Source organism: uncultured Maribacter sp. (assembly GCF_963977385.1).
Classification (GTDB): domain Bacteria; phylum Bacteroidota; class Bacteroidia; order Flavobacteriales; family Flavobacteriaceae; genus Maribacter.
Map to the genome: position 1 here is coordinate 146,263 of NZ_CAXBOU010000011.1, position 25,551 is coordinate 171,813.

A 25,551-nucleotide genomic window follows, 5' to 3' on the forward strand; every position below is an offset into this window, starting at 1 on the left:
ATTTTTAAGTAAAGACAATTAAAACCGAATAGGTTTCAATCATAGTATTGATAATTTATTCGGTTTTTTTATTCAGCGGCCGTTATAACATCTAATTGTTATTTAAAGAATTTCATTTTTCACTATCCTGGGTCGAATGAAATAATAAAAGAAATTTCAATAACTTCATTTTTTAATTGGCTTAATGTAACCGGTAATTTTAAATAATATCTTTGAACGGTTAGGAGTTAATTTTCAGTTCGACAAATACAACTCTCTAAGTAATTCTTTGAGAAGTGATTTCAAATGAGTAATTCCAATTATAATTTTCAAATGATGAATCAATATTTTAAAATAGTATCTGTTATCCTTCTTTTTTTAATCGTAGGGTGTAAAGACATTCAAAAGAATAATAAGAACTCATCATCTGTTGATAAATCTGATGTAGAACTTAATGAGGAGAATACTCAAGCTATAGTAAATGAGGCGATTAAGGCCCATGGTGGAACTTTTTATGATTCAGCAAATTATCAATTTATATTTCGTGATAAACTTTATAAGTTCAATAATCAGAATGGATTTGCCTACACAGTTAGTTCAGAAGATAGCTTAGGAAATAAAATAGAAGATAATCTTTACAATGGTAAATTTAATAGAAAAGTTAATGATGAATTTGTAGAATTAACAGATAAAGATGTTGCCAAGTATAGTAATGCGTTAAACTCCGTTATTTATTTTGCAACCTTACCTCATAAATTAAATGATACAGCAGTACTTAAAAAAGGTGTTGGCGAAACGGTAATTAAAGATGAGGATTATGATGTTATAAAAGTCACTTTTGTTAAACAAGGAGGTGGTACAGACCATGATGATATCTTCATGTATTGGATTAATAAAAAGTCGCACTATATAAATTACTTGGCGTATAGTTATAGTGTGAATGAGGGCGGAGTACGTTTTAGAAGTGCTTATAACCCTAGAACAATTGATGGCATTCGCTTTCAAGATTATATCAATTGGGAAGCCCCCGTTGGTACAGCATTATCTCAATTGCCTGCGATGTTCGAAAAAGGACAGTTAAAAGAATTGTCTAGAATTGAGACCGAAGAAGTGAAGAATTTAGATCATACTGATTTCGAGGAATAGCTTAGGGTATATACATCTTTCCAAGAGGTGTAAAATTATCCAACAATTTTCTTATTGTATCTTTGATAGGTGCTGTTTTAGCATTTGATTATAATTCAAATTCTTAACAATTTGGCCTGTTTTATTATTAAAGCTGCTGTGTATGATGGATAAAACTCTATTTGAAAATTTCAGAGAGGTTTCTGCTAAAGAGTGGAAACAGAAAATACAATATGATTTAAAGGGCAAGGATTATAATGAGGAAGTCGTATGGGGTTCTCCAGACGGAATAAAGGTAAAACCATTTTATCATGCTGATGATTTAATAGAATCAAACAGTATAGTAACTTCAGATTTAATAAAATGGAAAATAGGCCATAATGTTTATGCTGGTAATGCAATTATGGCCAATGAAGCGGCTCATAGATTATTGAAAAAAGGAGCTGAAGCTATTCAATTCGTAATTCCATCAGATACTATAAATGCAAACTCTCTTTTGAACAATATTGATTTAAATAATGTTCAAGTGTATCTAGAGATGCAATTTTTGTCTAAAAGTTATATAGTCAATATTTTGGAAGGAGTTGCTAATGCTAATACTATTCGATTTCAAGTAGACCCAATTGGGCATCTTTCTAGAACTGGAAATTGGTATGAATCTATGTCTTCCGATTTAGCCATTTTTAATGATTTGGCACAAATGAAGGTTAATAATTTAGTAAGTGTTGATCTTTCTCTTTATGACAATGCTGGGGCAGATATTGTACAACAATTAGGGTACGCATTATCTCATGCCAATGAATACCTAAATCAATTTTACGAAAATGGAGGTCTTCAATCACTAAACGAGATTGAATTTAAAGTGTCGGTCGGGGGAAACTATTTCTTCGAGATTGCAAAAATTAGGACTCTAAGAAAGCTTTATAAAATACTATCTGAGGAATATGAGGTATCTTCAAATTGTCACATTACCGTTATCCCATCAAAACGAAATAAGACTATTTACGATTATAACGTGAATATGATTAGAACGACAACAGAATGTATGTCTGCGGTTTTAGGTGATGCAGATACGGTGTTTAATTTGCCTTATGATGCCGTTTATAAAAAAGACAATGATTTTGCAGAGCGTATTGCGCTTAATCAATTAGTGTTATTGAAAGAAGAAAGCTATTTCGATAAAGTCGACAACCCTGCCGAGGGTAGCTATTATATTGAAACACTTACGAATCAGTTAGCAGAAAAAGCATTAATTCTTTTTAAATCGATTGAAAAAGAGGGCGGGTTTTTAAATCAACTAAAGAATCATTCCATACAAAACAAAATAGCGGATAGCGCAAAAAAGCAACAGGATAGTTTTAGCATAAAAAAGACAGTTTTGGTAGGAACAAATGCTTTTCAAAATAAAGAGGATAAAATGGGTGGTGAATTAGAACTATATCCGTTTGTTAAAAAGAATCCCAGAAAAACATTGATTACGCCCATTATCGAAAAAAGGTTAGCAGAAGAATTGGAGCAAAATCGATTGGAACATGAGTAGAAAGAATTTGCAACATATTAGTTTAAAAAACAATAGCTCTAAAAAAGGGAAAGTAGCTTCAAGTGAAGAATTATTCACGACAGCAGAAGGTATTGAACTGAAGAATAAGTATACCGCCAAAGATTTAGAAACTGTGGAACATCTAAATTTTTCAGCAGGAATCCCACCATTTCTACGAGGACCTTATTCTACAATGTATGTTCAACGACCTTGGACCATACGGCAGTATGCTGGCTTTTCTACCGCAGCAGAAAGTAATGCGTTTTACAGAAAAAATTTAAAAGCAGGTCAAAAAGGTTTGTCAGTTGCCTTTGATTTACCGACCCACAGAGGGTATGATAGTGATCATGAACGTGTAGTTGGTGATGTGGGTAAGGCAGGTGTAGCAATTGATACGGTAGAGGATATGAAAATTTTGTTCGATGGTATTCCGTTGGATGAGATATCAGTTTCTATGACTATGAACGGGGCTGTTCTGCCCATAATGGCTTTCTATATTGTGGCTGCTGAAGAGCTTGGGGTATCATTAAGTCAATTGTCAGGCACTATACAGAATGATATTCTAAAAGAGTTTATGGTTCGAAATACTTATATCTATCCTCCAAAACCTTCGATGCAATTGGTGGCCGATATATTCAAATATACAAGCAAGCTTATGCCAAAATTCAATAGCATAAGTATATCTGGGTATCATATGCATGAAGCTGGTGCCCCAGCTCATTTAGAGTTGGCATATACCTTGGCCGATGGTTTGGAGTATATTAGAACAGGCTTAAATGCCGGATTGAAAATTGATGATTTTGCACCACGACTATCCTTCTTTTGGGGTATTGGTATGAACCATTTTATGGAAATTGCCAAAATGAGAGCGGCAAGAATGCTGTGGGCAAAAGTAGTGAAGGAATTTAATCCTAAGAACGAAAAATCTTTAATGCTTAGAACTCACTGTCAAACTAGCGGGTGGAGTCTTACCGAGCAAGATCCGTTTAATAATGTAGCAAGAACCACTATAGAGGCTTCTGCTGCAGTATTTGGAGGAACACAAAGCTTGCACACCAATGCTTTAGATGAGGCAATAGCGCTGCCCACAGATTTCTCTGCGCGTATAGCTAGGGAAACGCAATTGTACCTGCAGCATGAAACCAATATTACCAAGACCGTTGATCCTTGGGCAGGGAGTTTTTATGTAGAAAAACTGACACATGATTTGGCACATAAAGCATGGGAACTCATGGAAGAGATTGAGAACCTCGGTGGCATGACCAAAGCGATTGAAACCGGAATTCCGAAAACAAGAATAGAGGAAGCCGCTGCTAGAAAACAGGCCCGTATAGATAGCCTTCAAGATGTAACTGTCGGAGTTAATAAATACCAATTGACAGAAGAAGATGAGCTTCAGATCTTAGAGGTTGATAATCAAGAAGTACGACGGCAGCAATTAGAACGATTAGAGAAAATAAAAGCCGAACGAAATATTGAAAACGTTACACAATGCTTGAATAAACTTTCAAAAGCTGCCAAGAATAAAATGGAAGGAAGTAATTCGGAAGAAAATTTATTAGCTTTAGCAGTAGCTGCTGCTAGAGAGCGAGCTACTTTGGGAGAAATAAGTAGCGCTTTGGAAAAAGCTTTTGGAAGGCATAAGGCAGTCATTAATTCATTCACAGGCGTGTATTCAAAAGAAATAAAGGAAGATAAAAGCTTTAAAAAAGCACAAGAGTTGGCAGACCGATTTGCAGAGCAAGATGGGCGCAGACCTCGTATAATGGTAGCCAAAATGGGGCAAGACGGTCATGACCGTGGAGCAAAGGTAGTGGCTAGTGGATATGCCGATTTAGGTTTTGACGTTGATATAGGTCCGCTTTTTCAAATGCCCAAAGAAACAGCTAAGCAAGCTGTAGAAAACGATGTTCATATATTGGGGATTTCCTCTCTTGCCGGCGGACATAAAACTTTGGTGCCTGAAGTTATAAAAGAATTAAAAAACTATGGTCGCGAAGATATAATGGTCATCGTAGGCGGCGTAGTACCAAAACAAGATTATGCATTTTTGAAAGAGGCTGGTGCGACTGCGGTTTTCGGACCAGGAACTAAAATCAGTGATGCAGCAATACAGATATTAGAATTGCTTTTGGAAAAATAAATGTAGAGTATATAAAATATAAAAAGGCCGAGCAAATCAATTACTCGGCCTTTTTTATAAATATTTTTTTAGCTACGCTGTAGCAACTTCTACTTCACTCTTTTTATTCTTCAACCAGAAATAAAGAATAGTAAAAAGTACTATTAAAATTGCTGGGAATAACACCATGGTTCCTAAAGTTTCTTGTCCAGATACCAATTCTAATTCATCACCAGTAAACCCTTGAGCTTCAGCAGACGCTCTATCAGAATCAATCCAACCACCAATAATGGGTTGAAAAATCGAGGTTGAAAACATTCCAATGGCACCTATAATAGACATACCTAATGCACCTGTTTTCGGCGTTTTTGTTGCTGCTAAGCCAATCATGTTTGGCCAAAAATAAGCAACACCAAGGGCAAAAATAACAGCTGCTACATAAGCCATTGCACCCGTTTGGGTACTAAATAAATAGATACCTAAAGTGGCAAGAATTGCAGAGCCTAAAAGAACTCCAGTTTGGTCAAATCTCTTGACCATGTCACCTCCAAAAAATCTGGCTACGGCCATTAGACCTGCTGTTAATGCTAATATTAAAGTTGGTTCGGCCCCGCTTTTTGCAAGAATAAGGCTAACCCACTGGTTTGGCCCAAATTCAGAGATGGCGGTAAGTGCCATACATATCGCAATAAAAGCAAATAATGGGGTAAGCATTCCTTTTAAGTTTCCGCTTAATGTTGCAGCCTCTTCTATTTTTGCCTTTGGCCAGGTTTGTCCAAAAAACAAATAAGCATAAATAACTGCAGGAATTAAAAGTAACCATACTTGGCTTTGTCCAATAATGCCATAATTTGTCATAAAGCCCGATAACAAGCTTCCTACGGCAATACCACCAGGAAACCACATGTGAAAGCGGTTAAGCATAGTACTCATTCTATTGCCTTTGTATGCATCAGCAATCATTGGGTTACAAGCAGCTTCAGTACAACCGTTTCCTAAACCAATAAGAAGATTAGCTACTAATAGGCCCATATAACTTTCTGAAAAAATCAGCAGTAAAATACCAATGGCATGAGCGAAAAAGGCAAATTGCATAATAACTTTACCGCCTACTTTATGATAAATAAATCCTCCTATTACCATTGCAATAGGGAATCCAGCAAACCACATTGAAGTTATTAGTCCGGCTTGGCTGGCACTTAATTCTAATTCCGTTTTAAGTTGGTCTAGAATACCTGCCGCGATAGCAAAAGAAAATGCTGTAGTAATTAATGCGAAACAACTAGCATAAAAAAGCCTATTCGCATTAACATTAGAAGTTGTATTAGAACTTTCCATATTTGTGTTGATTTAGTTGTTTTGGTTAATGTGCTAAACTAATAAAAATGAAATAATAACAGTCCTTTTTTAGTAAAATGATATCTAAAGTGCGACATTAAGCACAAAATATACTATTTATGAAGATTTTTATAGATTTTGTGCAAGGGTAAAAGCTTCATAAATAAATCATATTCTATTGATTATGAAGTATTAACTAACTTGTAGTCTTAAATTTCCATTTTTAATCAAATTTTTATGAAAACCATTATTTGTGTACTAGGAACCTTTTTATTTTTTAGTTGTGCTGATGTTAGTAAGGGACTGGACGGAGAGGAACAAACTACGAAGGTAAGTGCAGATTCGAATTATAATCCCGAAGCAACATTGGATAGTTTAGGTATTGTGTTACGAAATCAAGGTACACCAGTTGCAAACTATGTACATGCGGTAAGAAGTGGTAATCTTTTATTTTTAGCAGGAAAAGGTCCAAAACAAGCTAATGGAGAAAATATTATTGGAAAATTAGGGGAAGAGTTAACCATAGAAGATGGCTATACGGCAGCACGTGAAGTCGGAGTCAATCAACTTTCAGTTTTAAAGGCAGAATTAGGTAACCTGAATAAAGTAAAACGAATTGTAAGTGTTCATGGTATGGTAAACGCTGTATCTGACTTTAAGGATCATTCGAAAGTAATTAATGGGTATTCTGATTTAATGGTGGCAGTTTTTGGAGAAAATGGAAAACATGCACGTGCTGCTGTAGGTATGGGTTCTTTGCCTGGTAATATGGCGGTTGAAGTAGAGATGATTGTTGAGGTTTGGGAATAAAAGGTTACATAACTGACTTTTATTTCTAAGTGATCTTTAAAAAAATAATTAATTGAAATGGCTTTAAAAATATAAACCTCGGCTTTTGCCGAGGTTTATATAAAAATAATAAAGTCCATACCATGCACTCAGTCTACCCTCGCTACCCTATGGTGAGTTTTCACCATTCCCAATAGAATAGACACAACCATAATCACGTTCATTGACATTAAAAACGAGTTTTCCATATTTTCTGTTTTTTAATAATTAATCCCAAAGTTTTAGCTTTATAGTATCTTGTTTTTGATTAATGGTTTAAGGCTTATTATTAAATAAGACGACCGTTATGTGAAATGGCTATAGTGTAATACACTGTTTTGGAGTTGTTAGATTGTGACCCCGTAATGAAATATCCAAATCGCTCTTTTGTAATTTTTACATTAGAAAGTTCTACACTTTGATTCCACGTATGAAATTGCATTTTAACTTTGATATTGTTACCAGTAGATGAAAACCATAAGCTCTCTACCGTCTTTTTACTCTGGAAATTATTACGGTCGTTAAAAGCTGTTTGAATATTTTCTATTTTAATGGATCCGTCTTTAATCAGATTTAATGAGCCAGAACCAAAAGTGGTAAAAGGCATTTCTACATTTCCATTCTTTTTTACAGTGGAAGAACTAATATGTGCATTAAAGATGTACCCTTCCTTAATTTTAGAAACTAGACGTTCTAAGATGGTGTTTTCATCCACTATACTTTTAGTGGGTTCAGACAATTTAATAGTTTCTATTTTTTCTGTTGCATAGGTGCTATTCAAAGTACATAACGCTAAAGCCAATAAACTTAAAATGTTTTTCAAAATTGTTTTCTTGTAATTTCTCATAATTTTTGTTTTTATAGTTTATTAAATATTTATTCGAACCAGATTTTAGATATGGCCATATTACAACCAGTCTTACTACGAGAATCAAATTGTAATCTGATATAATCGATATCGGAAAAGGTGAAACTATCTCCAGTTGGTTTTATTTCTGAAAACGGAATCGTGAAAACAAACTTTCCTTCACGCGCGGGTACATGCTTGCCGTATGCTGCATAAGTAGTATTAGTGAATAAATTTAAGTTGATACCGTTAATAGTACTCTTACCATCAAATTCGACCTTTAGTGATTTGTAATTACTTAGATTAAGATTTAAGGGAGCATTTCCACTTTTGTCTATTCCATAATTTATATAAGTGGTTCCTCTAGTGTCATAGGAATAACTCATGACAAGTAATCCTTTTTTGATACTAAGTACCATATTTTGATGATAAGGATTCTGGTTCAGCTTAGTATAAATCTGACGATGCTTGCCTACGATGTTACTACCTGTTTGTAGTTTTCTATCGTCATTCATATTTACAAATGTTAATTTGTCTATTTCCCCTGTTGTAAAATCATCAATAACCAATTGGGCGTGCAATGTAAAGGTCATTATTAATACAAGTAGTGTGAGTAGTGCTCTCATGATATTTAGTTTACAGTTATATCAATTCATGTAGTATTTTTCAAAAGGTTAACATTCACATTAAATTTTTTACTTTTAGGTGTTAACTATTTTCCCATAATTACATTAAATGAATAATCATCTGGATCAATCTTTATTTGAGGCACTTAAAAAAGGTTCTGAATCTGCATTTAAAAAGGTTTACGAGGATAACCGTGAGTTGTTTCTGAATTTTGCAAAGAAGTATTCGCTTGCTGATGAAGAGGTATTAGATGTATATCAAGATGCTTATGTGGCGCTATATGAAAACATTCAGAACGGAAAATTTGTAAAATTAAAAAGCTCTATTAGTACTTATCTAATTAGTATTGGAAAGTATAAAATCATGGAGCGGTTAAGAAAAAACAGTAAACAAACAAATAACGAAATATTATTGAATAGAGTAGAAGAGGTGGATATTGCTATCGAAGAGTTTGATATTGTTTATAATGATCTATCACCTGAACAAAAATTATTAAAAAAATATTTTGAAAGGCTAGGCGAAAAATGCAAACAAATACTAAAGCTGTTCTACTACAAACAATACAACATCAAAGAAATCATGGCAGAAGGAAATTATAATAGTGAGAACGTAGTGAAAAGCCAAAAATCGAGATGTTTAAAAACGTTAAAGGAAGCCATTGCTAATACCCCCAAAGTATGATGGATAAAGAAAAATTAGTATTAAAATATTTTGACGGAACACTAACCAAGGATGAACAGATTGTTTTTAACCAATTCTTAGAAAGTGATGCAAATTTTAAAGCTCAATTTGAACTTGAGAAAGATGTTCAAGCAGTTATTCGTGAAAATGAACGTGTAGAGTTGAAGAGGAAGCTGCAGGGCTTCGAATCTGAATTGGGGACTAAAGTCACCCTGGCAAAACGAACCTTTTGGAAACCATTTCAAATCGCGGCAAGTATTATTTTATTACTAGGTGCAAGTTGGTTTGTATTCAATTCGGATATTTTCAATGGGCCAGAAGAACTATACGCTACCAGTTATGAAAAATACCCCAATACGGTATATACTATTACACGTGGTGACACTGCTGATACTTCATTAGAACGCTTAGCTTTTGAGGCCTATGAAACCAATGATTATGAAGCAGCAATAAAATATCTTAAAGAATTAAAAGATAAAACCGGTTTAGATTATGTAGATTTTTACTTAGGTCAATCATACCTTGGCAATGGAGAGACATTGAAAGCAATTAATGAATTTGAAAAAACCATTTCAATAAATGGAGAATATAAACAGGAAGCCTTTTGGTATGCTGCTCTGGCTCATTTAAAATTGGACCATAAAAATAAGGCCAAAGACCTACTTATAGAGCTTATAGAGAACGAAACATATAAACTTGATGAGGCTACAGAATTACTTGAAAAACTTAAGTAATCGCTTTCTGCTAAGGAAAATAAGAAGAACTATAACTGCCGTATATAAATACCATTGCCATTTAGAACCTTGTACTAAAGGTTGTGTGTTTCCTTGTATGATATAACCAGACCAAAAATAGGGGTGAGAAAGCCCGTTTTCAAGATTCTTTTCTAAAAATGAAAGTTTAGCTTCTCTTAAAGATTGATCTTTAGTTTTTCCCTCGGCAAGGTTAAAATAAAAATCACCCATTAAATCTGAAGAAGAATTATCATTTACTTTCCAAAGTGTACTAGCAATACTTGCAGCTCCACTATAGAAAAAACCTCTTGCCAAACTTAAAAAACCTTCTCCCCGTTTTAGTTCGCCTATACCGCTTTCGCAAGCACTTAACGTAACTAAACCAGCACTTAAGGTTAGATTATATAAATCTTTTACGAACAGCAAATCGTCAGATTGTGTATTTGGAGTAAATGCCAAATAAGAATATTCTGGCTTCTCATCATCAAAAACAGCATGTGTTGCTAAATGTAATATGGAATAATCAGAAATATTTAAAGTGAAATTTTGAAGGCTAGCTTGTTCATCGATAAAGGATTTTCCTTTGAAAGATGTCAAAATTTGCTGTACTTCCTTTTTATTATGCGGTAAATTTCCCAATACTTGAGAGCGTGTACCATCTGAAGGAGTTTCAGAATCAAAACTTGGTGCAAATGCAATGAGTTTATTTCCTAGCCGTTTTTTGTTGTTTAATTGCGCCCATAAAGTTGCAGAGTTCACATACCCTATAGATTTATCTTGAACCAAGTATCTTTTGTTATCTAAGTTAGATATCAAACTGCCAAAGGGAATATAATTCAATAGACCATCTGGTACTATAATCATTCTTTCTTGTGGATATATTTCAACTAGTGGCGCTACTATTTTTTGATATACGGAGTAACTTAAATTTGAAAGAGAATCGATATCTGATTCCGGATTTGAAAGCATCTCATGTAACTTTTTGACATCATCTTCTAGTTCGGTGGTTGTCTCAATTGCTTTGAAATGTTTTTCAGATTTCGTTATTGTAATTACGTAAAGAGCGCTATTGCCATAGAAATAGGATATGAAAATTTCATCAGCCATTAGTTTTTCTTGAACATCAGCAAGAGTTAGGACTTTCGAGTTGTATTTGAGGTTATAGTATGCAGGGTAATTCGTTTCTATATCTACTACTAAATTGCGATGCTCTTGTCGCAAGTTGAAAAGTTCATCTTCAAGTACTATATCAATATCTTCTGAAGCAGTAAGTCTCTTTTCAATATGAGTAATTTCTGATTTCAGTTGAGTTTCTCGTTCTAATATATCTCTCGGAATATTAGCGAATTGTGTTGCCTGGGAAGATAATAATGCTTCTAATAGCAAAACGGATTTACTCTGTTCGGTAAACAGAAAAGCTTCATCTATATAATAATCGTTTTCAGATAACTTATATAAACCATGTGCAGCTTCTATTCCCGATTCAAAGAGGGGGTAGGCGTTGTCTATCAAAAAAAGTTTATCGGCCGTATTTTTAAAACCGGGTTTAATCTGATTTAAAAAAGAAGTCGCTTCATTTACTACGCTTATAGTATTTGTATATGATTCGAGATTCTTGTTTAAGTTTAAAGTGGTTGCTTTGTTTTGGAACAATTTTAGGGTTGTAGGGTCCTTATCTATTTTATCTAAAGATGTCTTAAGGGCTAAATTAAAATTTAATAACGCTTTTTCCTGAAACCCTAAAAGATTATTAAGCTGTCCCTTTTCATTGTAGGCAATAATTAGGTCAGCATTTCTTTGTCCCTCAAAATTCTCTTTAATTAGATTTATAGCTGAGTCAATCTCAATTAGTGCAACTTCGTATTCCCAATTAGTTTTATGTATTTGAGCTTTTCTTAAGTGATATTTAGGGTAAAATACAGGGTTCTTGTTGAAATATTTTCTTGCTTCGTTTAAGAAAAAAAGAGCACTATCTTTTTGTAGTTGATATCCATAATTTTCAGCAATATGAAATGCGTTTGTGATGGCGGAATTCGTATTTCCTTCCTTTTTATTATACTTGAAGGTTTTAAGCCAATACGAATTAGCCTCTTTGTATTTTTTCTCTTTTAATAATACTTCGGCGAGCAAATTATAATTTCCGTTTAGGGCTTCTAAGTCAATGTTTCTTGCATTTTTAATGTCTCTAATGTTTTTCTTGTACAACGTTTTTGCATCATCATATTTTTCTTCAAGCATATAAATTTTACCTAGAAAACTATAAGCTGCCGATTCTAAACTTTTAAGCGTTTCACTTCTATTGTTTTCTGTTGCATCATTGCTGTTTCTAATTATATTTTCAAAAGACTCCCTTGATTTAGAGTATTCTAAAAGTTTTAGATGATAATCGCCCTTATAGTATAATAGAATATTTGAGTTGTCTGACTTAAAAGTACTTGTGTTAGAAATTAGCGAATCTAGTTGGTTTAAATTATTGGCCATTCTGCCTAAATCATAATGATAACTAGCGACGCCTGTAGAATTAAATAGCGACTCTATAAAAATAGAATCGCTATCGACTTTTTTCGCAATCTCCTTTACCTTGTCATAATAAAAATAGGCGGAATCTTTTTCGTAATAATAATACTCATCAGCCTTTTCATTCAAAGAATCTATTTTTATTAGTAATGGTTCTTGTGACCATATATAGATAGGCAAAAAGTAAAAAAGAAAGACTACTTGTTTAATCATGCGTATTCACCTTTTATTATTTATCACCTATTTTACTAAGGTAATAAAAGTGTTACTGGCCTATAATAACAGAATAATCAAATTTGAAACCATCTTTATCTATTTTTTCAATTTGAATGATAATCTGTTTTCCAAAATTCTTATTTGTAAGTTTTGCATATTGCAATTCTGATTCAAACCCAGGTAATGGACTTAATTTTTCTATGGTAGATATTTCTTCTCCATCAACGGTACGTATGACCACTTTAGTTTGAGAAAATAAATTACTGATTATCAGATTTTCAAGTCTTACAGGTACACACTTTCCATTTGGTATGTCGCATGGTACTGGAAAACCTCGGAGTACTGCATCTAAATTTGGTATTAGGCTAAGGCGTTGTTGTAATTCACTTCTTAGAATTACTAAGTTCTCTTTTTCTTTTTCATCGGCACCCTTTATCTTGGTGTCAAGAATTTCAATCTCACCAATTAAGTAAACTTTTTCAAGGTCTCCTTCGTAAAGATAATTTTCGCTGGAGAGGATCAGTTCATCCGAACCCTTACCCGACCCATAAAAATCTTTAATGCATGAAGATAGAAAGATGCAGCTTATGGTAATTAAGAATAGTTTCGTTTTCATAATTTTTAGTTTATTTATTTTATAAATCTGATTTTATTTCCTTAAGGTGGTTTACAGGGTTATACCCAAAAGTATGTGGTTTGCCATTTAAGATTTATGAAATATGTAACAAGTGCTATAAAACATGTAACATTGGCCTGTATTATGCAATAATATATGTTACTTAGATTTCATTTTAACCATAATAAAAGTAGCTTAAGGAAATAAATTAGCATGTAATTTAAACATCATACGTACTTAGCATTCTTTTAATAATTTTAAGTTTTTAATTGATTTGGTCAACTCGTATTTCCTTGACTGTTAACATCATCCAGTCATGGTAATGATTATCTGGATTCGCAATTGCTGTTAGGTATATTTCCATGTTAGCTGAATTTTCTGCTTGGAAAATGCCATTGTATTCGTCCCTTGAGTTTAGTTCAAGCCGAATTATGGAGTAGCCCTGTTGGCCTCCATTTGTTGTTGCCATGTAAATGTGATTGGTATGGGGTGTTCTTCTACTTTTTATATTGATGCGATATTCAGCTCCTGTGCTAACCGCTAAACTTAACTTGAGAGGAAAGATGCCTAATTCAATTTCATTAGAAGAACCTGAGGACACATTGGTCGATCCACTGTCATCATCGGTTGTAAGGAATAAATTTGGTGGTGCTGTTGAAATATATCCTCGGGAATTTAACAACTTCAAACTGCCATCACTTAATTTGTTTGGATTTATTGACCACGAACGGGAATAACGAGCACTTTCTTGTTCGGAGGATAGTTGTGATGACTTTATGCTAAGTTTCTGAATATCATTTAAGTTCTTAAGACTATTCAACTTATTGATTTTTACAATATTTATTTTTGACCTTATTTCACCTTCTTTTATGTTAGGACTAAGTTTGGTTTTATTTATTTGCGCAAAAGAGGAGAGTATAGTGAGCATCACTAATGTAATCGTTATTGCTTTTTTTTTCATGATTTCTAGTTTTAAATATTAAATTGTTCATTTTGTCATTTAATGACTAGGTATCAAAAAGGTTAACAATTTTAGAAGGAAAGTATGGAAGAAATTTTGCAGTATGGAAATGACTGAAAAGCAATTGTGGTATTTCAAACGAGATATTAACGTTCTTTATTAGTACATTATGTTAGTCTATAATTTCTAATTTGCGATTTCGTAGCTATTTTTAGGAGTATAAATAAGGGATATATTATTGAATAACTGCTGAAATTCACGTTTAAGAACGGTTCTTAATTTTTTAGTGTAATTTTTAGCCATTTGTCCATTATCTTTTTTCTCAAATTTGCCACTTATCGTTATTCCATAAACTTTAAATTTGAGGTTATTAGTTGATATTTGGGGTTTAAGAAGCAAGCTTATATAGTTATCTCCCGTCCATTGTACCTGATGAGGAGATGAGTCTAAAGTACTATGAACACAAGAATATGCATTTAATTTACTATTAATGTTGATAGTATCTTTTTCTTGAAACTTTAGTTTTAAAAATATAAGTCCAAATTTATTTGCCTTAAAGCTTGTTTTTACACTCGTTGTTGGTTCAAAATCATATTGCCAATAGATATTACCAATATATCTACCAGAGTCATATAGTCTTTTATCTATCTCTTCTTTTGACATACTATCCTTTGCTATTTCAGAGTCGTTTCTTAAATCAAGCTTGTCACTTACATCATTCCAGTGAAGTACGGCCTTGTTTTTTTTAAGGGTAAATTGAATATTTTCAGACATAGTGTTATTCAGTAAATCGACTAGTTTCAATACTTCATTTTGTTGCATATCTTGTCCGTTACTGATATTTGCAAGTAGGATCCAGAGATTGAATATTATTATTTTTATGATTTTCATAAATTTTCTAAGGCTATTCTAATTTGGCACGACCAAAACTTCTACTCTTCTGTTCTTAGCTTTGTTTTCTTCGCTATCATTTTCTACTAATGGCTTTAATTCGCCTAAGCCAACTTCTTTCCATCTAAAGCCGGTACTAGGAATAAGTTTTTTCAATTCGTTAGAAACACTTTTCGCCCTTGCTAATGACAGTTTTTGATTGGTGTCACTACCACCAACATCATCGGTATGGCCTTCTACAATTACATTTCCTTTTTTAAGTACAGCGATGTTTTGTGCTAACTCCTTTAAAGCCGCAAGACCTTCTCGCTTTAAAACAGATTTGCCAGTTTCAAAAAGAACTTTACTGTCTAGATTTAGTCGCATGGCAGCCCCAATGGCTGCAATGGCATCAACATCGGCACCTGGTAATCCACTTTCCTGTTTTAAATCGGTAAGTCGTACATAGTAAAATAGTTCGCCCTGTTTTACAAAAGGTGAAATATCAACTTCGGCAACACCTCCATCAATTTTACCTACATGAATCCATTTTTTGCCTTCCTTGGATATTTCTAAATTGGTCGGTTCAATCTGTCCTATTTCGAAAATGTATAAATCTGGTCCATTTACATCGGTCAATGCATTATTGGTAAATTGTACGGTAATACTACCGCCCAGCCCAAGGCTATGTATTCCTGTTATGTCTTCAACATCAAAACCTTGTAATACATCTGGCTCACCAAGTACGTTATTTACCTCTTGCGTTAGTAAAAGCGGATGATTTGATTTTACTACATTATCAGCAAAAGATAATTTCCCTAAGGGTAGATAAACGGCTTTTTTCATATGCCCTACATAAGTTTCCCCAGCTTCTTCTCCAAAATAAAGGTTAGGGTTTAGCTTCTGGAATTTGTCTTTAGCAGCCTTTGCTTTTCTAGCAAAATCTCTTTGAAAAATTTTGACGATTTTCTTCCGATACGCAATGCTTTGTTGATATTTTGGGCTAGCCTTCAAAGTACCCGAAGAAATATCATTTTCGGTCTTTTCAAGATCGGCTAGTACCTGATCAGCTTCTTTTACACTATGTAGCTGCCCGGCAAGTTTGCGGAGTTTTTCCATTTTTAGCTCTTCTTCAGCACTAGGTGGAGCCTCGTTTTTTCTTTCTATGTCTTTCATTACATAACCCGCTTCGGTCAAATTTAATTGTTCCATAACATTGGTACCCGCTAATGAATCAATGGTTTTAAGTTTTGCCATAGTGGCCTCTGGTCCTGATTCTGCTTGAACCATTAAAATAGCTTCTTCTAATGAAACTCCTGTTGGGGTATTTTTAGAGGTTAATTGCTCTTTAGAGATTTTACCTTTTAGTTCAGGTTCGTTTTGTTGCTCAATCTGTCTATTTTTAATAGCTTCTTGAGCAAGAATTCTAAGACTATCCGGGTCATTAATTAGTTTCTGCATTTCTTCCCTAGAAACTCCACTGGCCTCTAAAAGATCAAGGATTGCTTCTGATTTTAGCATATCTTCAAAAGCACCAATTTCATTGGTGCCCTGATCACCAGCTCCGCTCATCTGCAAAAGCTTCTTTAAGGCATTGGCTTCTGGGGAATTTTTGTCAGAGCTTTCATCTTCGCCGCCTAGATTTAGAAATCCACCTAATTGCTCCATTGATTTTTTTAAATCATCAGAAGTAATGTTGATTTGTTCGTTGTCTTCATTTAAATTTATTTCTGAATTTCCGTCTGAAATCTTTTCATTTTTATGGTCTTCACCGCATGATATCACAAGTAAGGTTACTATAAGAAGTATGATGTAGTTTTTCATAATTAGTTTCTTTTGTATTTATCTGCCATAAATTGATAGTAGATAAAACCTGCATGGTTGTACCAATTCTCGTAACCTAACATAGCTTCACAACTTTCAATTTCCCTTAGATTCTCTTCTAATGCTTCTATCATTTCAGCATATTTATCATCATATGCTTTATTAAGTGTAGGAATCGATTCTTTAAGAATAATCATCTTTTGATTCTGCCAAACTAGAGCAGAGACGCCATGCACAGCAGATACCCCATCACCAAAGGCAATACCCGCATTTATTTTTTTCATCGCATGCGCATAAATTATGCGTAACTTTTCTAAATTCATTCTTCTAAAGTTTAGTTTTTTGTACTCTCTTTCCAAACATTGACAACCCTCTTCGCGATTACTATCAGAATCAAATAACATAGACATTGGTAAATAAGAAAGTATATTAGCTTCGGTATAAATTTTAGAACTACTTGTTGATGCATAATTTTCTGTTCCCAGATTATTTATAGCAATCGTTAATTCTGAAAATTCTTTTATAATTGAAATCTTGCCATTTAAAAACGAAGTACTTTTCTTATCTATTTTAGGAGATAATTTTTCATCGACAGGAAAATCACTGTCTTTGTTTCTTTTAGGAGGATTAACAAAAACATCTGGATGATAGTTTATTGGATTACCTTTACTATCATATTTTGGGCGTTCGGGATTGTCGTACTCTATTGGGCTTTTGTTTTTATCAAAACGGGGTCTTCCATAAGCGTCAAAATTTCCATTTGAATCTATGTCGCCATAATCTATGGGATTACCATTTTTATCATATTTTGGGTATTTAGAATTATCATAATTAATAGGTATTCCGTCTTTATCGTATTTGGGTCTTCCGCCATCATCGTACTCGGGTCTATACTTACCATCATCTTCATCAATTCCATCATTTCCGTTGCCGCCGTCAATTCCATCGTTGCCATCCACTCCATCATTTCCATCCATAATGTCGGTGCCGTCTCTACCATCACGTCCATCTCTACCATCAATGCCATCCCTACCATCAATGCCGTCTCTACCATCAGTCCCATCTTCATCTTCTTCGTTTTCTTGAAATTGATCAGGAATACATGAAGATGGGACTCCTGGCCCCCCGGCAGGGTTCATATTAGCTTCACTGTCCTCATCTCCAGGTAAATCGAGGTACAGTCTACCGTTTCTGGACATTTCAGGCAGTTTAGCAGCAAAATTTATAATATCCATTACCCCAGGATATTTTATGCCAATACCACCGAAACTAGGCGCGGAGAATTGTTCTGCTCCAGCAAACATCATTTGTTGTCCTACAAAAAATAGCAAAAGTATAGTTAAGCCTTTACCATTCTTTTTTTTGAATACCATAATGGCTAATAGCAGTATAATTATAGTTAAAGCACCAATTAAAACATACATTAATATCCCTGTTGAATTTTCATTTTGGTTAGAATCATCAGTGTTAGTTGATATTGAATTAGTTGTATTTGGTATTGAATTAGATGCATTTCTATAAATAGTATTCATGTTTGTAACCCGCTCACCACTCGTCCATACAGCTAAGTAAAAATGTGTATTAGGTGTTTCACTGGTGATTACTATTCCAAATTTTCCAGCGGTATCAAATGTTTCTTGAAACGTTCCATTCTTTGTCTCTTTTGATATTTTACTGTCTACCCAATGATTTTTGACAATGTCGACTTTTACCTTGTCAGTTTTATTTTCAGTTAATACAGTAACCATTACTTTTTGTGTGAAAATGGTTCCCTCTGCCCAAAACCGTAGTGAGTCTTTTTCTGTTTCCCCTTGCATATAGGCAGAAATCACTTCTTCATTCTGTGAGTCTGGACTGAATTCTAAAGTGTAGACTTGGTTGCCCGTATCTAGTTCTGGCATTTTTATTTCATCCTGTCCAAAGGAAGTAATACCAACAATCAAAAAAAGGTAGAGTAGTTTTTTCATGACAATGTTATTTTCTATGTTTTTTCAATAAATAGTTCGCTAGATCTGTCATTTTAAGACGTAGTTCTTCGTGCTGTTCTTTGGTACGATCTGTATTTGCACTTCTAAACCCATAATGGAGTAAAAATACCTGGTCATAATTCTCATTGTAAATTATAATTCTACCGTGACCTGGTTGGTAAGCTAAATAGCAGTCTCCTGTTTCCGCTAGTTCTATATCCATCCCCATTATTTTTAACCCATCTTCTTTTCTTTCTAAATAACCAGCAATATCTTTCTTGATCTGTTTTTTAGAACTTGGAGCGGTACCCCAAGAGACCCGCGAATCATTTCCTAAAGTGTTTTTTCCGTAACCATTTAGGTTGAATGAACACTCATTTTGTCGAACATTATCAGACAGGCTAAGATCTGATTCTGGCACTTTTAGCACATCAGCTACTTCAGAAATTTTCGTGTCACAGTTGAAATTTGATAGAAGAGTGCTATAATCGCCCGATTCCATAGAATTGGTTTCTACTTTTTCGGTTGAAACCTGCACGTTATCAATTTTACTCGAATTCTCTTTTTTAGTTTTTTCATTACATGCAATTAAAAGACAAAACAGTAATATGCTTATGGTATTTTTCATAACTAGTAGATTAAAAAGGTTTTTCATATTCTAAAGTGTTGATACTAAAATTATGTTCGCTAAGATTCGTACAGACCATTGTAATAGGCTTCGGTTTTTTTCTTGAATAATCAATCATTTTCATTTCGAGAGTTAATCCGTCTACCATGCTGACCCATGATTGATCCATTCCTTTTGTTGATTTTATTTTTTTGGTTTTAAGTTTTGTGAATGCCTTTTGAAACGAAATATCTGCTTCTTGAGTTACCCAAACGGTACCCGATACTTGAGGCCCCGTCATTTGATATTCATCACATTCATATCCAATAATTTTCTTGGTTTGCCCAGTAGGGGATATAGAATATTCATTACTGTTCATTTCTAAGTCAGATGAATCTTCTAAATCTATATGCATTGAGTTCATAGTTCTTTGGCCGCCCATATCCATAAAGGTGTGAATAGCAGAATTTGGTAAATCCATAACAGTTATGAATTCTTGGTCCTTACCTGCACTAAAAGAACTGCCCATATATTCATTTTCATTAGTCAGATAATAGGTGATATCTGTGGTGTCTTTATCACTTATAATTTCCATGATGTACTGATGGCTAAAGTTGTAGGTATCTGCTTTTTCTACTTTTCCGTTTTTGAAAACCCGACCTTTATTATTGAATACAGTATCGAAAGATTTTTCAGTCTCCCTTTCTGTCTTTTCTGCTACCTTACGCTCTATAGTTTGTTCGGCGGCTTCCTGAGCTCTTTTTTTAAGGTTTTTAAAGAATTGAGCGCTGCTATTTGTAGTTATACCAAATGCAAATAATAGTGTTAGAAGTTTAAAAGTTTTCATGATAGTTCCGCTTTAATCGTTTGGTATTAATGTCACCAGTAAAAAAAGGTTAACATCAATTCATTTTTTTTTAAAACGGACTTGTTTTACTACTTTGTCTTTATGAACAATCTTCAACATATATTCACCATCTTTTAAGTGGTTGATATTCAAATAAATTTGATTTAAAGGAAAGCTCTCAAGAGAACCTTCTAGGTTTTCTTTTTCCTTCATTATTTTACCTTAGAATATGGGTGTAGTGAATAATTACAAAAGCTAATGTATTGGTCTCTTTTTGAAAAGGCTATGATTTATGTAACAAGGGCTATAAGCAATGTAACATGCCAATAAAGAATTTGAAATTGACTGAATTAAGGGTTTTTTCTATCACCCGCGTAACTGGTAGGCGAGCAATTATAGATCTCTTTAAAACATTTACTGAAATATGCATGATCATTAAACCCTACACTATAGCCAACTTCAGATATATTAATGTCTGAGGTTTTTAAGATTTGAGCAGCTAATTTTAACCGTTGAGACCTAATAAATTCAGAAGATGAAAGGCCGGTAAGAGCTTTTAATTTACGGTGTAATTGCATACGGCTCATATGTATGGCCTTGCTAAAATCATTTGTATTAAAAGTAGAGTCTACTAGTTTTTCGTCTAGTATTTTTTGAACTTTATCTAAAAATTTTTCATCGATAGAAGAAATAGCGATATCCTTTGGTTTTAAAATAACTTCTTGGCTATATCTAGATTGTAACTTTTTCCTAAGAGTAACCAAAGAAGCGGTTTTTGATTTTAGGATTTTTTGATTAAAAGGTTTGGTAATGTAATCGTCGGCACCAACTCTAATACCCGTTAGTTCATTTTTATCACCTGCCTTTGCGGTTAAAAGAATGATTGGAATATGGCTAGTACGTTCATCATTCTTTAAGGTTCTAGTTAATTCAATACCATCTTTTTTAGGCATTATTAAATCAGATATAATTATATCTGGTATCTTATACAAGGCTAACGAGATTCCTTCCTCTCCGTTAACCGCTTGTATTACCTCATAATCTCTTTTAAAGGTATCTGTAAGTAATGTTCTGACATCAGCGTTATCTTCTACTATAAGTAACATTGGAAGTTCATTACGATACGCCGTAGATTCTTCTTTATGCTCTTCTTCTACGAAATTAATTGCTGTTGTTGAACTATTATCATCTGATGTTTCTATAATTTCGAAGTTCTTAAGTTTATTTTTATCAAGGCATAGCGAAATTTCGAATAAGGACCATTTATGTACCTCGCTTGACACATTTATTTTTCCGCCATGTAAACCTGTGAGTTCTTTTACAAGAGATAACCCTACACCAGAACCTTCGTTTTGACCGTCTGTTTGATAAAACCTATTGAAAATTGTTTTGATTTGGGCACCTGTAAGCCCTTGCCCCGTATTTTTTATCTCAATATTTAAATAATCGTTTTCTATAGACACTTTAAGGTTAATCTCACCTTCGTTAGGGGTGTATTTTATGGCATTTCCAAGTAAGTTGATTGTTATATTCTCAAGAGCTTCCCCATCAAACCAAGCTATCCTTTCTTTGTTTAAAATTTCTGTTTTGAAATTTATTTTCTTTTGCTTGGCTAAATATAAAAAGGAATCGCACCATGCCGCTATCAATTGACTTGGTTTGTTTTTTTGTAATAGTAATTTTCTGTTTCCACTATCGATTTTCGATAGTTCTAAAAGTTGGTTAACCAACGATGATAACCTTTTGGTGTTTTTTTGAGCTATTTCAAAATGTTTCCTTTTTTCAAAGGATAAATCTGGGTTGTCTAAAGTATCTTGAATTGGTACCGAAATAAGGGTTAATGGAGTCCTGAACTCGTGAGAAATATTAGTAAAAAAATCAGTTTTTAGAGTATCGATATCCCTTAGCTTCTTGTTTGTTTTAATCCTATTCTTATATAAAACAAAGAGTAGAATTAAGGCAAGAGATGTTAATCCAATGCCACCAAGAAAAAGATTCCTTTGACCTTTTTTCTGTTCTTCAGCTAATTTATATTGAGTTTTTAAAAGTTCTAATTCTTGTTGTTTTTTTTCTCTGAATTTTAATTGCTCATCCAAAATAAATCCATCGGCATTTTGTTGCTGATTTAAGAATTCAATCTTTTGGTCATAATCAACTTTTAATTGGTATGCTTTTGTAAAGTCTTTAACCGCTTCATAATACTTAATTTCAATTCTATTTAATTCAGTATCATAACCATACGTGTCTGTTAAATCAGGATTAAGTCTTGCTTCTTTTAAATGAGATAATGCCATTTCGGGTTTGTTCAACTTAAGGTAATATTCAGCCCAGTGAAGATGAGCTTCCCCCAAAATCAATGATTTTGTTGACCTATTTAGGAGATACAATCCTTTTTTTAATTGCTCTTCTGCTTTTATTAAATCATCTTTTTTTAAATACATTCTTGCTAAACCCAGAGTTGCAACATCTTTAGCGGTAGGGTCATTATTAATAATACCCTGTTGTAGTAATTCTTTATAAAGGAGAATACCTTTATCATATTTTTGCTCTTGCACAGCAAGTTTAATTTGTAATCTGTTGGCTTCGTATTCACCAGGCGGATAGTCAACTTTCTTAGAAATTTCAAGACATTTGTTGATGTAGTATTTTGCTAAGTCATTATGACCTTTAGCTTCCAAATATATTCCGGCAATCGAAGCATATACACGAGCAAGCAAAGAACTTTGCTTTTTGTTAACCTTATATAAAGAATCTACTTTTAGGTATAAGTTCATCTTTTTACTTAAATCAGGTTCAAGAGAAGCAAACATTCCATAGGCATTTGTAACCCCTTCTAAATAGTCAGCTTTTTTAGAGTTTTCTAATATTCTTTCATATCTTAAATTAGACTTTTGCATTTCTCCTTTAAAATATTCATGATTGGCAAGCCAAATATTACTGTATATAGCTAGAGAATCTAGCCCTGCATTTGAGCTAATAGTGTAGGCTTTTTTATAATGACGCTGAGAAGAATCTAATTTGCCTATAAAGAAATAATACTGACCTAAATCTTGATGGTAGTAGTAACTGGGTAGCGTTTTCTTGAAACTATTTTCATCTAGCTTTATACGATTCACATAGTATAAAGCAGAATCGGAATTTTTAAAAATCGTGTTTTGAAATTTTTGATGGTAATCTTTGTACGTAAGGGGTTCTTGAGCCCATAATGAAGTGAACCAAAAAAATAAGATTAGGGCAAATACATCTCTCATTTTGCGATGGTTTGCCTTAAATATAAAAAATTTAAAGGTTACGGGCTATATTAGGGATAACATGAATTTAAGCTTAGAAGAGAATAAGCGATAAACAAAAGTGACCTCGGCAAGAATCGAACTTTATCCTCTAAGCCCTTATTTTTAGGAGGTTACAAAATTTCAATGATTTCAATGTTGACGATTTGTGAACTTTTTGGGTGATTTTTATCACGTCATTACAAATGTATACAAATAGAATTATTTGAATACATTTTAAAAGTTGGACTCAATATAATATATGATTTTAGAGGTTTTATCTGGTTTATTGTTTATCCGAAAGTTATAAATTCTTGGCCATATAATCCTGCCAGGTGACCAGAACATATTTTTCCTTTCCGTTCTCCGTTTTATTTAAAAATCCGTACTCATATACAAACAGATATATTTCCTTTTTTTGATTTTTCCAATAGTGTGTAAAAAAGTTGGGGTCGAATCCCACTTCCAATAATACACTGCTTCTAATAGTTACCTTCCCCCCTTTGTTATATTCCTTTAAAATCTTACGGTTCAGTTTCAGCTGATTGTCCACTTTGTTATAGAAACGTTCCGGTCGTTCCTTTTCCTTTTGGTATTGGTAGGCACTCTTGCAATGCAGGTTGCAATATTTTTTATCGGTCCTGCCGGTAAGTGGCCTTTCACAATACAAACAATTATGCTGTAATCTCATTTGCGTAAACTTAAGTGAATCCTTATACGAACATTATTCGCTTAAGGTACGATTAAATCAATTCTATCCTATAAATTGCCAATTTATCCATTAATTCAATAGTATGGCTTCAACTAATACACAACATATAAAATCCATAACCCTATATCATCTTATGATCAATGATCAAAAGATGATAGGCATCAAATTTTCTCCCGATAGGCTGATACAAAATTTAATCAAAGGGCTACCCAACCCCAAATGGAGCCAACACTACAATATGGCCTATATTGAAAATACCAAAGCGAACCTAACCATTATCTTTAACACTTTTAAGGGCGTCGTCTGGATAAACTATAATCGATTCTTGACCAACAGACCGTTGAACACCAATAATGAATCAATTGATGTGGAATGGTACCGCAAGAGGAAACCTATACCCCAATTTAGATGTTGTCCCGAAGAATACCTTCTGAAACTTGAACTAAAAAAATATGCCAATAGTACGGTGCGCACTTATGTTTCGTTCTTTGAAATGTTTATCAACCATTATAAACATAAGGAACTGAACGCCATTAACGAAAGTGATATAAGGGCGTTCCTTCAAAAACTTATACACCGTAACGTATCCAATTCTTATCTAAACCAGGCAATTAATTCCATTAAATTCTATTACGAGGTAGTATTGGGCATGCCGAATAGGTTTTATGAAATTGAACGTCCAAGAAAGGAGTCCAAGCTACCAAAGGTTATATCAAAGGAGGAGATTATCGCGATTATCGAGAATACCAATAATATCAAGCATAGGTGCATTGTAAAACTTTTGTATAGTTCAGGCCTAAGACGGAGCGAGCTTTTGAACCTGAAAATTTCAGATGTGGATAGTAAGCGAATGCTTGTAAGGGTAAAGGACGGTAAGGGAAATAAGGACAGGTATACTTTATTATCAAAATCCACGCTGGTTGATCTTCGTCTGTATTACAAAGAATGGAAACCCCAGGATTACTTGTTCGAGGGAAGAAAGGCATCAAAATATACCGCAGAAAGTGTATTGAACATCGTCAAAAAATCAGCAGCAAAAGCAGGAATAAGAAATACGGTTACCCCACATGTATTACGTCACAGTTTTGCAACCCATCTTTTGGAATCAGGTACAGATCTAAGACAGATCCAGGTACTTTTAGGTCATGGCTCTAGCAAGACAACCGAAATATACACCCATGTGGCGACCAATACTTTTAAGAACATCAAAAATCCGTTAGATTAGTATTTCTAAAATAGAAATATAGTAACTTGTTACTATATACAATTGTTGCCATTAATTTGAAAATGAACCTTACGAAAGAAATTAAAAATCGGAAAATTG

21 protein-coding genes are annotated in these 25,551 nt (G+C 33.7%); 7 read left to right on the forward strand and 14 right to left on the reverse strand.

What is annotated here, in order from left to right:
- Positions 1-285: 285 nt before the first annotated feature.
- The 3 genes from AAC084_RS12840 (at position 286) to scpA (ending at position 4,787) form a co-directional block, all read left to right on the forward strand.
- Entirely contained in the window at positions 286-1,125 is an 840-nt protein-coding gene (locus tag AAC084_RS12840) for a DUF6503 family protein (protein WP_339840607.1), read from the forward strand.
- A 142-nt stretch (positions 1,126-1,267) separates the two neighbouring features.
- Positions 1,268-2,644 (forward strand): methylmalonyl-CoA mutase subunit beta, encoded by a 1,377-nt coding sequence (locus AAC084_RS12845; RefSeq protein ID WP_339840608.1) that lies wholly within the window; start codon positions 1,268-1,270, stop codon positions 2,642-2,644.
- Complete coding sequence (scpA, locus tag AAC084_RS12850) at positions 2,637-4,787, forward strand: methylmalonyl-CoA mutase (RefSeq protein ID WP_339840609.1); 2,151 nt, start codon at positions 2,637-2,639, stop codon at positions 4,785-4,787. Before AAC084_RS12845 ends, scpA begins: the two co-directional genes overlap by 8 nt.
- A 72-nt stretch (positions 4,788-4,859) precedes the next feature.
- Here the strand turns inward: scpA and AAC084_RS12855 are convergent, their stop codons facing one another.
- A complete protein-coding gene (locus tag AAC084_RS12855; protein WP_339840610.1) occupies positions 4,860-6,104 on the reverse strand; it encodes an MFS transporter in 1,245 nt (414 codons plus the stop codon).
- 237 nt (positions 6,105-6,341) lie between these two features.
- Here AAC084_RS12855 and AAC084_RS12860 point away from each other — a divergent pair, with 237 nt between their 5' ends.
- Positions 6,342-6,914: a RidA family protein gene (locus tag AAC084_RS12860; protein WP_339840611.1), complete on the forward strand. Its 573-nt coding sequence runs from the start codon at positions 6,342-6,344 to the stop codon at positions 6,912-6,914.
- Positions 6,915-7,221: 307 nt separating this feature from the next.
- Here AAC084_RS12860 and AAC084_RS12865 read toward each other — a convergent pair whose 3' ends face one another.
- Complete coding sequence (locus AAC084_RS12865; RefSeq protein ID WP_339840612.1) at positions 7,222-7,779, reverse strand: hypothetical protein; 558 nt, start codon at positions 7,777-7,779, stop codon at positions 7,222-7,224.
- 29 nt (positions 7,780-7,808) lie between these two features.
- On the reverse strand, positions 7,809-8,405 hold the full coding sequence (locus AAC084_RS12870; RefSeq protein WP_339840613.1) for a hypothetical protein: 597 nt from the start codon (positions 8,403-8,405) through the stop codon (positions 7,809-7,811).
- A gap of 109 nt (positions 8,406-8,514) precedes the next feature.
- Here AAC084_RS12870 and AAC084_RS12875 point away from each other — a divergent pair, with 109 nt between their 5' ends.
- Positions 8,515-9,087, forward strand: a complete 573-nt coding sequence (locus AAC084_RS12875) for a sigma-70 family RNA polymerase sigma factor (RefSeq protein ID WP_339840615.1) — start codon at positions 8,515-8,517, stop codon at positions 9,085-9,087.
- Positions 9,084-9,821: a hypothetical protein gene (locus tag AAC084_RS12880; RefSeq protein ID WP_339840616.1), complete on the forward strand. Its 738-nt coding sequence runs from the start codon at positions 9,084-9,086 to the stop codon at positions 9,819-9,821. Before AAC084_RS12875 ends, AAC084_RS12880 begins: the two co-directional genes overlap by 4 nt.
- On the opposite strand, the gene AAC084_RS12885 is transcribed toward AAC084_RS12880, so the two are convergent.
- The 11 genes from AAC084_RS12885 to AAC084_RS12935 form a co-directional block, all read right to left on the reverse strand.
- Positions 9,801-12,551, reverse strand: coding sequence for a CHAT domain-containing protein (locus AAC084_RS12885; RefSeq protein WP_339840617.1), 2,751 nt, complete (start codon positions 12,549-12,551; stop codon positions 9,801-9,803). The two genes, AAC084_RS12880 and AAC084_RS12885, sit on opposite strands and share 21 nt — an antisense overlap.
- 52 nt (positions 12,552-12,603) lie before the next feature.
- Positions 12,604-13,170, reverse strand: coding sequence for a hypothetical protein (locus tag AAC084_RS12890; protein WP_339840618.1), 567 nt, complete (start codon positions 13,168-13,170; stop codon positions 12,604-12,606).
- Positions 13,171-13,435: 265 nt separating this feature from the next.
- Positions 13,436-14,131, reverse strand: a complete 696-nt coding sequence (locus AAC084_RS12895) for a hypothetical protein (protein ID WP_339840619.1) — start codon at positions 14,129-14,131, stop codon at positions 13,436-13,438.
- 186 nt (positions 14,132-14,317) lie between these two features.
- Positions 14,318-15,022: a hypothetical protein gene (locus tag AAC084_RS12900; RefSeq protein ID WP_339840620.1), complete on the reverse strand. Its 705-nt coding sequence runs from the start codon at positions 15,020-15,022 to the stop codon at positions 14,318-14,320.
- Between the two features lie 18 nt (positions 15,023-15,040).
- Positions 15,041-16,825: an OmpA family protein gene (locus AAC084_RS12905; RefSeq protein WP_339840621.1), complete on the reverse strand. Its 1,785-nt coding sequence runs from the start codon at positions 16,823-16,825 to the stop codon at positions 15,041-15,043.
- Positions 16,826-16,827: 2 nt separating this feature from the next.
- Positions 16,828-18,792: a hypothetical protein gene (locus tag AAC084_RS12910; protein WP_339840622.1), complete on the reverse strand. Its 1,965-nt coding sequence runs from the start codon at positions 18,790-18,792 to the stop codon at positions 16,828-16,830.
- A gap of 7 nt (positions 18,793-18,799) precedes the next feature.
- Positions 18,800-19,420, reverse strand: a complete 621-nt coding sequence (locus tag AAC084_RS12915; RefSeq protein WP_339840623.1) for a hypothetical protein — start codon at positions 19,418-19,420, stop codon at positions 18,800-18,802.
- 10 nt (positions 19,421-19,430) lie between these two features.
- Positions 19,431-20,246 carry a DUF4412 domain-containing protein gene (locus tag AAC084_RS12920; protein WP_339840624.1) on the reverse strand — a complete coding sequence of 272 codons (816 nt, stop codon included), beginning with the start codon at positions 20,244-20,246 and terminating at the stop codon, positions 19,431-19,433.
- Positions 20,247-20,306: 60 nt separating this feature from the next.
- Entirely contained in the window at positions 20,307-20,459 is a 153-nt protein-coding gene (locus tag AAC084_RS12925) for a hypothetical protein (RefSeq protein ID WP_339840625.1), read from the reverse strand.
- A gap of 137 nt (positions 20,460-20,596) precedes the next feature.
- Positions 20,597-23,497, reverse strand: coding sequence for a response regulator (locus AAC084_RS12930; protein WP_339840626.1), 2,901 nt, complete (start codon positions 23,495-23,497; stop codon positions 20,597-20,599).
- A 322-nt stretch (positions 23,498-23,819) separates the two neighbouring features.
- Positions 23,820-24,206 (reverse strand): hypothetical protein, encoded by a 387-nt coding sequence (locus tag AAC084_RS12935; RefSeq protein WP_339840627.1) that lies wholly within the window; start codon positions 24,204-24,206, stop codon positions 23,820-23,822.
- Between the two features lie 172 nt (positions 24,207-24,378).
- On the opposite strand from AAC084_RS12935, the gene xerA reads away from it, so the two are divergent.
- Positions 24,379-25,452: a site-specific tyrosine recombinase/integron integrase gene (xerA, locus tag AAC084_RS12940; protein WP_339840628.1), complete on the forward strand. Its 1,074-nt coding sequence runs from the start codon at positions 24,379-24,381 to the stop codon at positions 25,450-25,452.
- Positions 25,453-25,551 lie beyond the last annotated feature (99 nt).

What these genes read in the sequence shown, in the direction of transcription:
- AAC084_RS12840 (WP_339840607.1), top strand. Translation starts at nt 286, where the DNA reads ATGAGTAATTCCAATTATAATTTTCAAATGATGAATCAATATTTTAAA.
- AAC084_RS12845 (WP_339840608.1), top strand. Translation starts at nt 1,268, where the DNA reads ATGATGGATAAAACTCTATTTGAAAATTTCAGAGAGGTTTCTGCTAAA.
- scpA (WP_339840609.1), top strand. Translation starts at nt 2,637, where the DNA reads ATGAGTAGAAAGAATTTGCAACATATTAGTTTAAAAAACAATAGCTCT.
- AAC084_RS12855 (WP_339840610.1), bottom strand. Translation starts at nt 6,104, where the DNA reads ATGGAAAGTTCTAATACAACTTCTAATGTTAATGCGAATAGGCTTTTT.
- AAC084_RS12860 (WP_339840611.1), top strand. Translation starts at nt 6,342, where the DNA reads ATGAAAACCATTATTTGTGTACTAGGAACCTTTTTATTTTTTAGTTGT.
- AAC084_RS12865 (WP_339840612.1), bottom strand. Translation starts at nt 7,779, where the DNA reads ATGAGAAATTACAAGAAAACAATTTTGAAAAACATTTTAAGTTTATTG.
- AAC084_RS12870 (WP_339840613.1), bottom strand. Translation starts at nt 8,405, where the DNA reads ATGAGAGCACTACTCACACTACTTGTATTAATAATGACCTTTACATTG.
- AAC084_RS12875 (WP_339840615.1), top strand. Translation starts at nt 8,515, where the DNA reads ATGAATAATCATCTGGATCAATCTTTATTTGAGGCACTTAAAAAAGGT.
- AAC084_RS12880 (WP_339840616.1), top strand. Translation starts at nt 9,084, where the DNA reads ATGATGGATAAAGAAAAATTAGTATTAAAATATTTTGACGGAACACTA.
- AAC084_RS12885 (WP_339840617.1), bottom strand. Translation starts at nt 12,551, where the DNA reads ATGATTAAACAAGTAGTCTTTCTTTTTTACTTTTTGCCTATCTATATA.
- AAC084_RS12890 (WP_339840618.1), bottom strand. Translation starts at nt 13,170, where the DNA reads ATGAAAACGAAACTATTCTTAATTACCATAAGCTGCATCTTTCTATCT.
- AAC084_RS12895 (WP_339840619.1), bottom strand. Translation starts at nt 14,131, where the DNA reads ATGAAAAAAAAAGCAATAACGATTACATTAGTGATGCTCACTATACTC.
- AAC084_RS12900 (WP_339840620.1), bottom strand. Translation starts at nt 15,022, where the DNA reads ATGAAAATCATAAAAATAATAATATTCAATCTCTGGATCCTACTTGCA.
- AAC084_RS12905 (WP_339840621.1), bottom strand. Translation starts at nt 16,825, where the DNA reads ATGAAAAACTACATCATACTTCTTATAGTAACCTTACTTGTGATATCA.
- AAC084_RS12910 (WP_339840622.1), bottom strand. Translation starts at nt 18,792, where the DNA reads ATGAAAAAACTACTCTACCTTTTTTTGATTGTTGGTATTACTTCCTTT.
- AAC084_RS12915 (WP_339840623.1), bottom strand. Translation starts at nt 19,420, where the DNA reads ATGAAAAATACCATAAGCATATTACTGTTTTGTCTTTTAATTGCATGT.
- AAC084_RS12920 (WP_339840624.1), bottom strand. Translation starts at nt 20,246, where the DNA reads ATGAAAACTTTTAAACTTCTAACACTATTATTTGCATTTGGTATAACT.
- AAC084_RS12925 (WP_339840625.1), bottom strand. Translation starts at nt 20,459, where the DNA reads ATGAAGGAAAAAGAAAACCTAGAAGGTTCTCTTGAGAGCTTTCCTTTA.
- AAC084_RS12930 (WP_339840626.1), bottom strand. Translation starts at nt 23,497, where the DNA reads ATGAGAGATGTATTTGCCCTAATCTTATTTTTTTGGTTCACTTCATTA.
- AAC084_RS12935 (WP_339840627.1), bottom strand. Translation starts at nt 24,206, where the DNA reads ATGAGATTACAGCATAATTGTTTGTATTGTGAAAGGCCACTTACCGGC.
- xerA (WP_339840628.1), top strand. Translation starts at nt 24,379, where the DNA reads ATGATAGGCATCAAATTTTCTCCCGATAGGCTGATACAAAATTTAATC.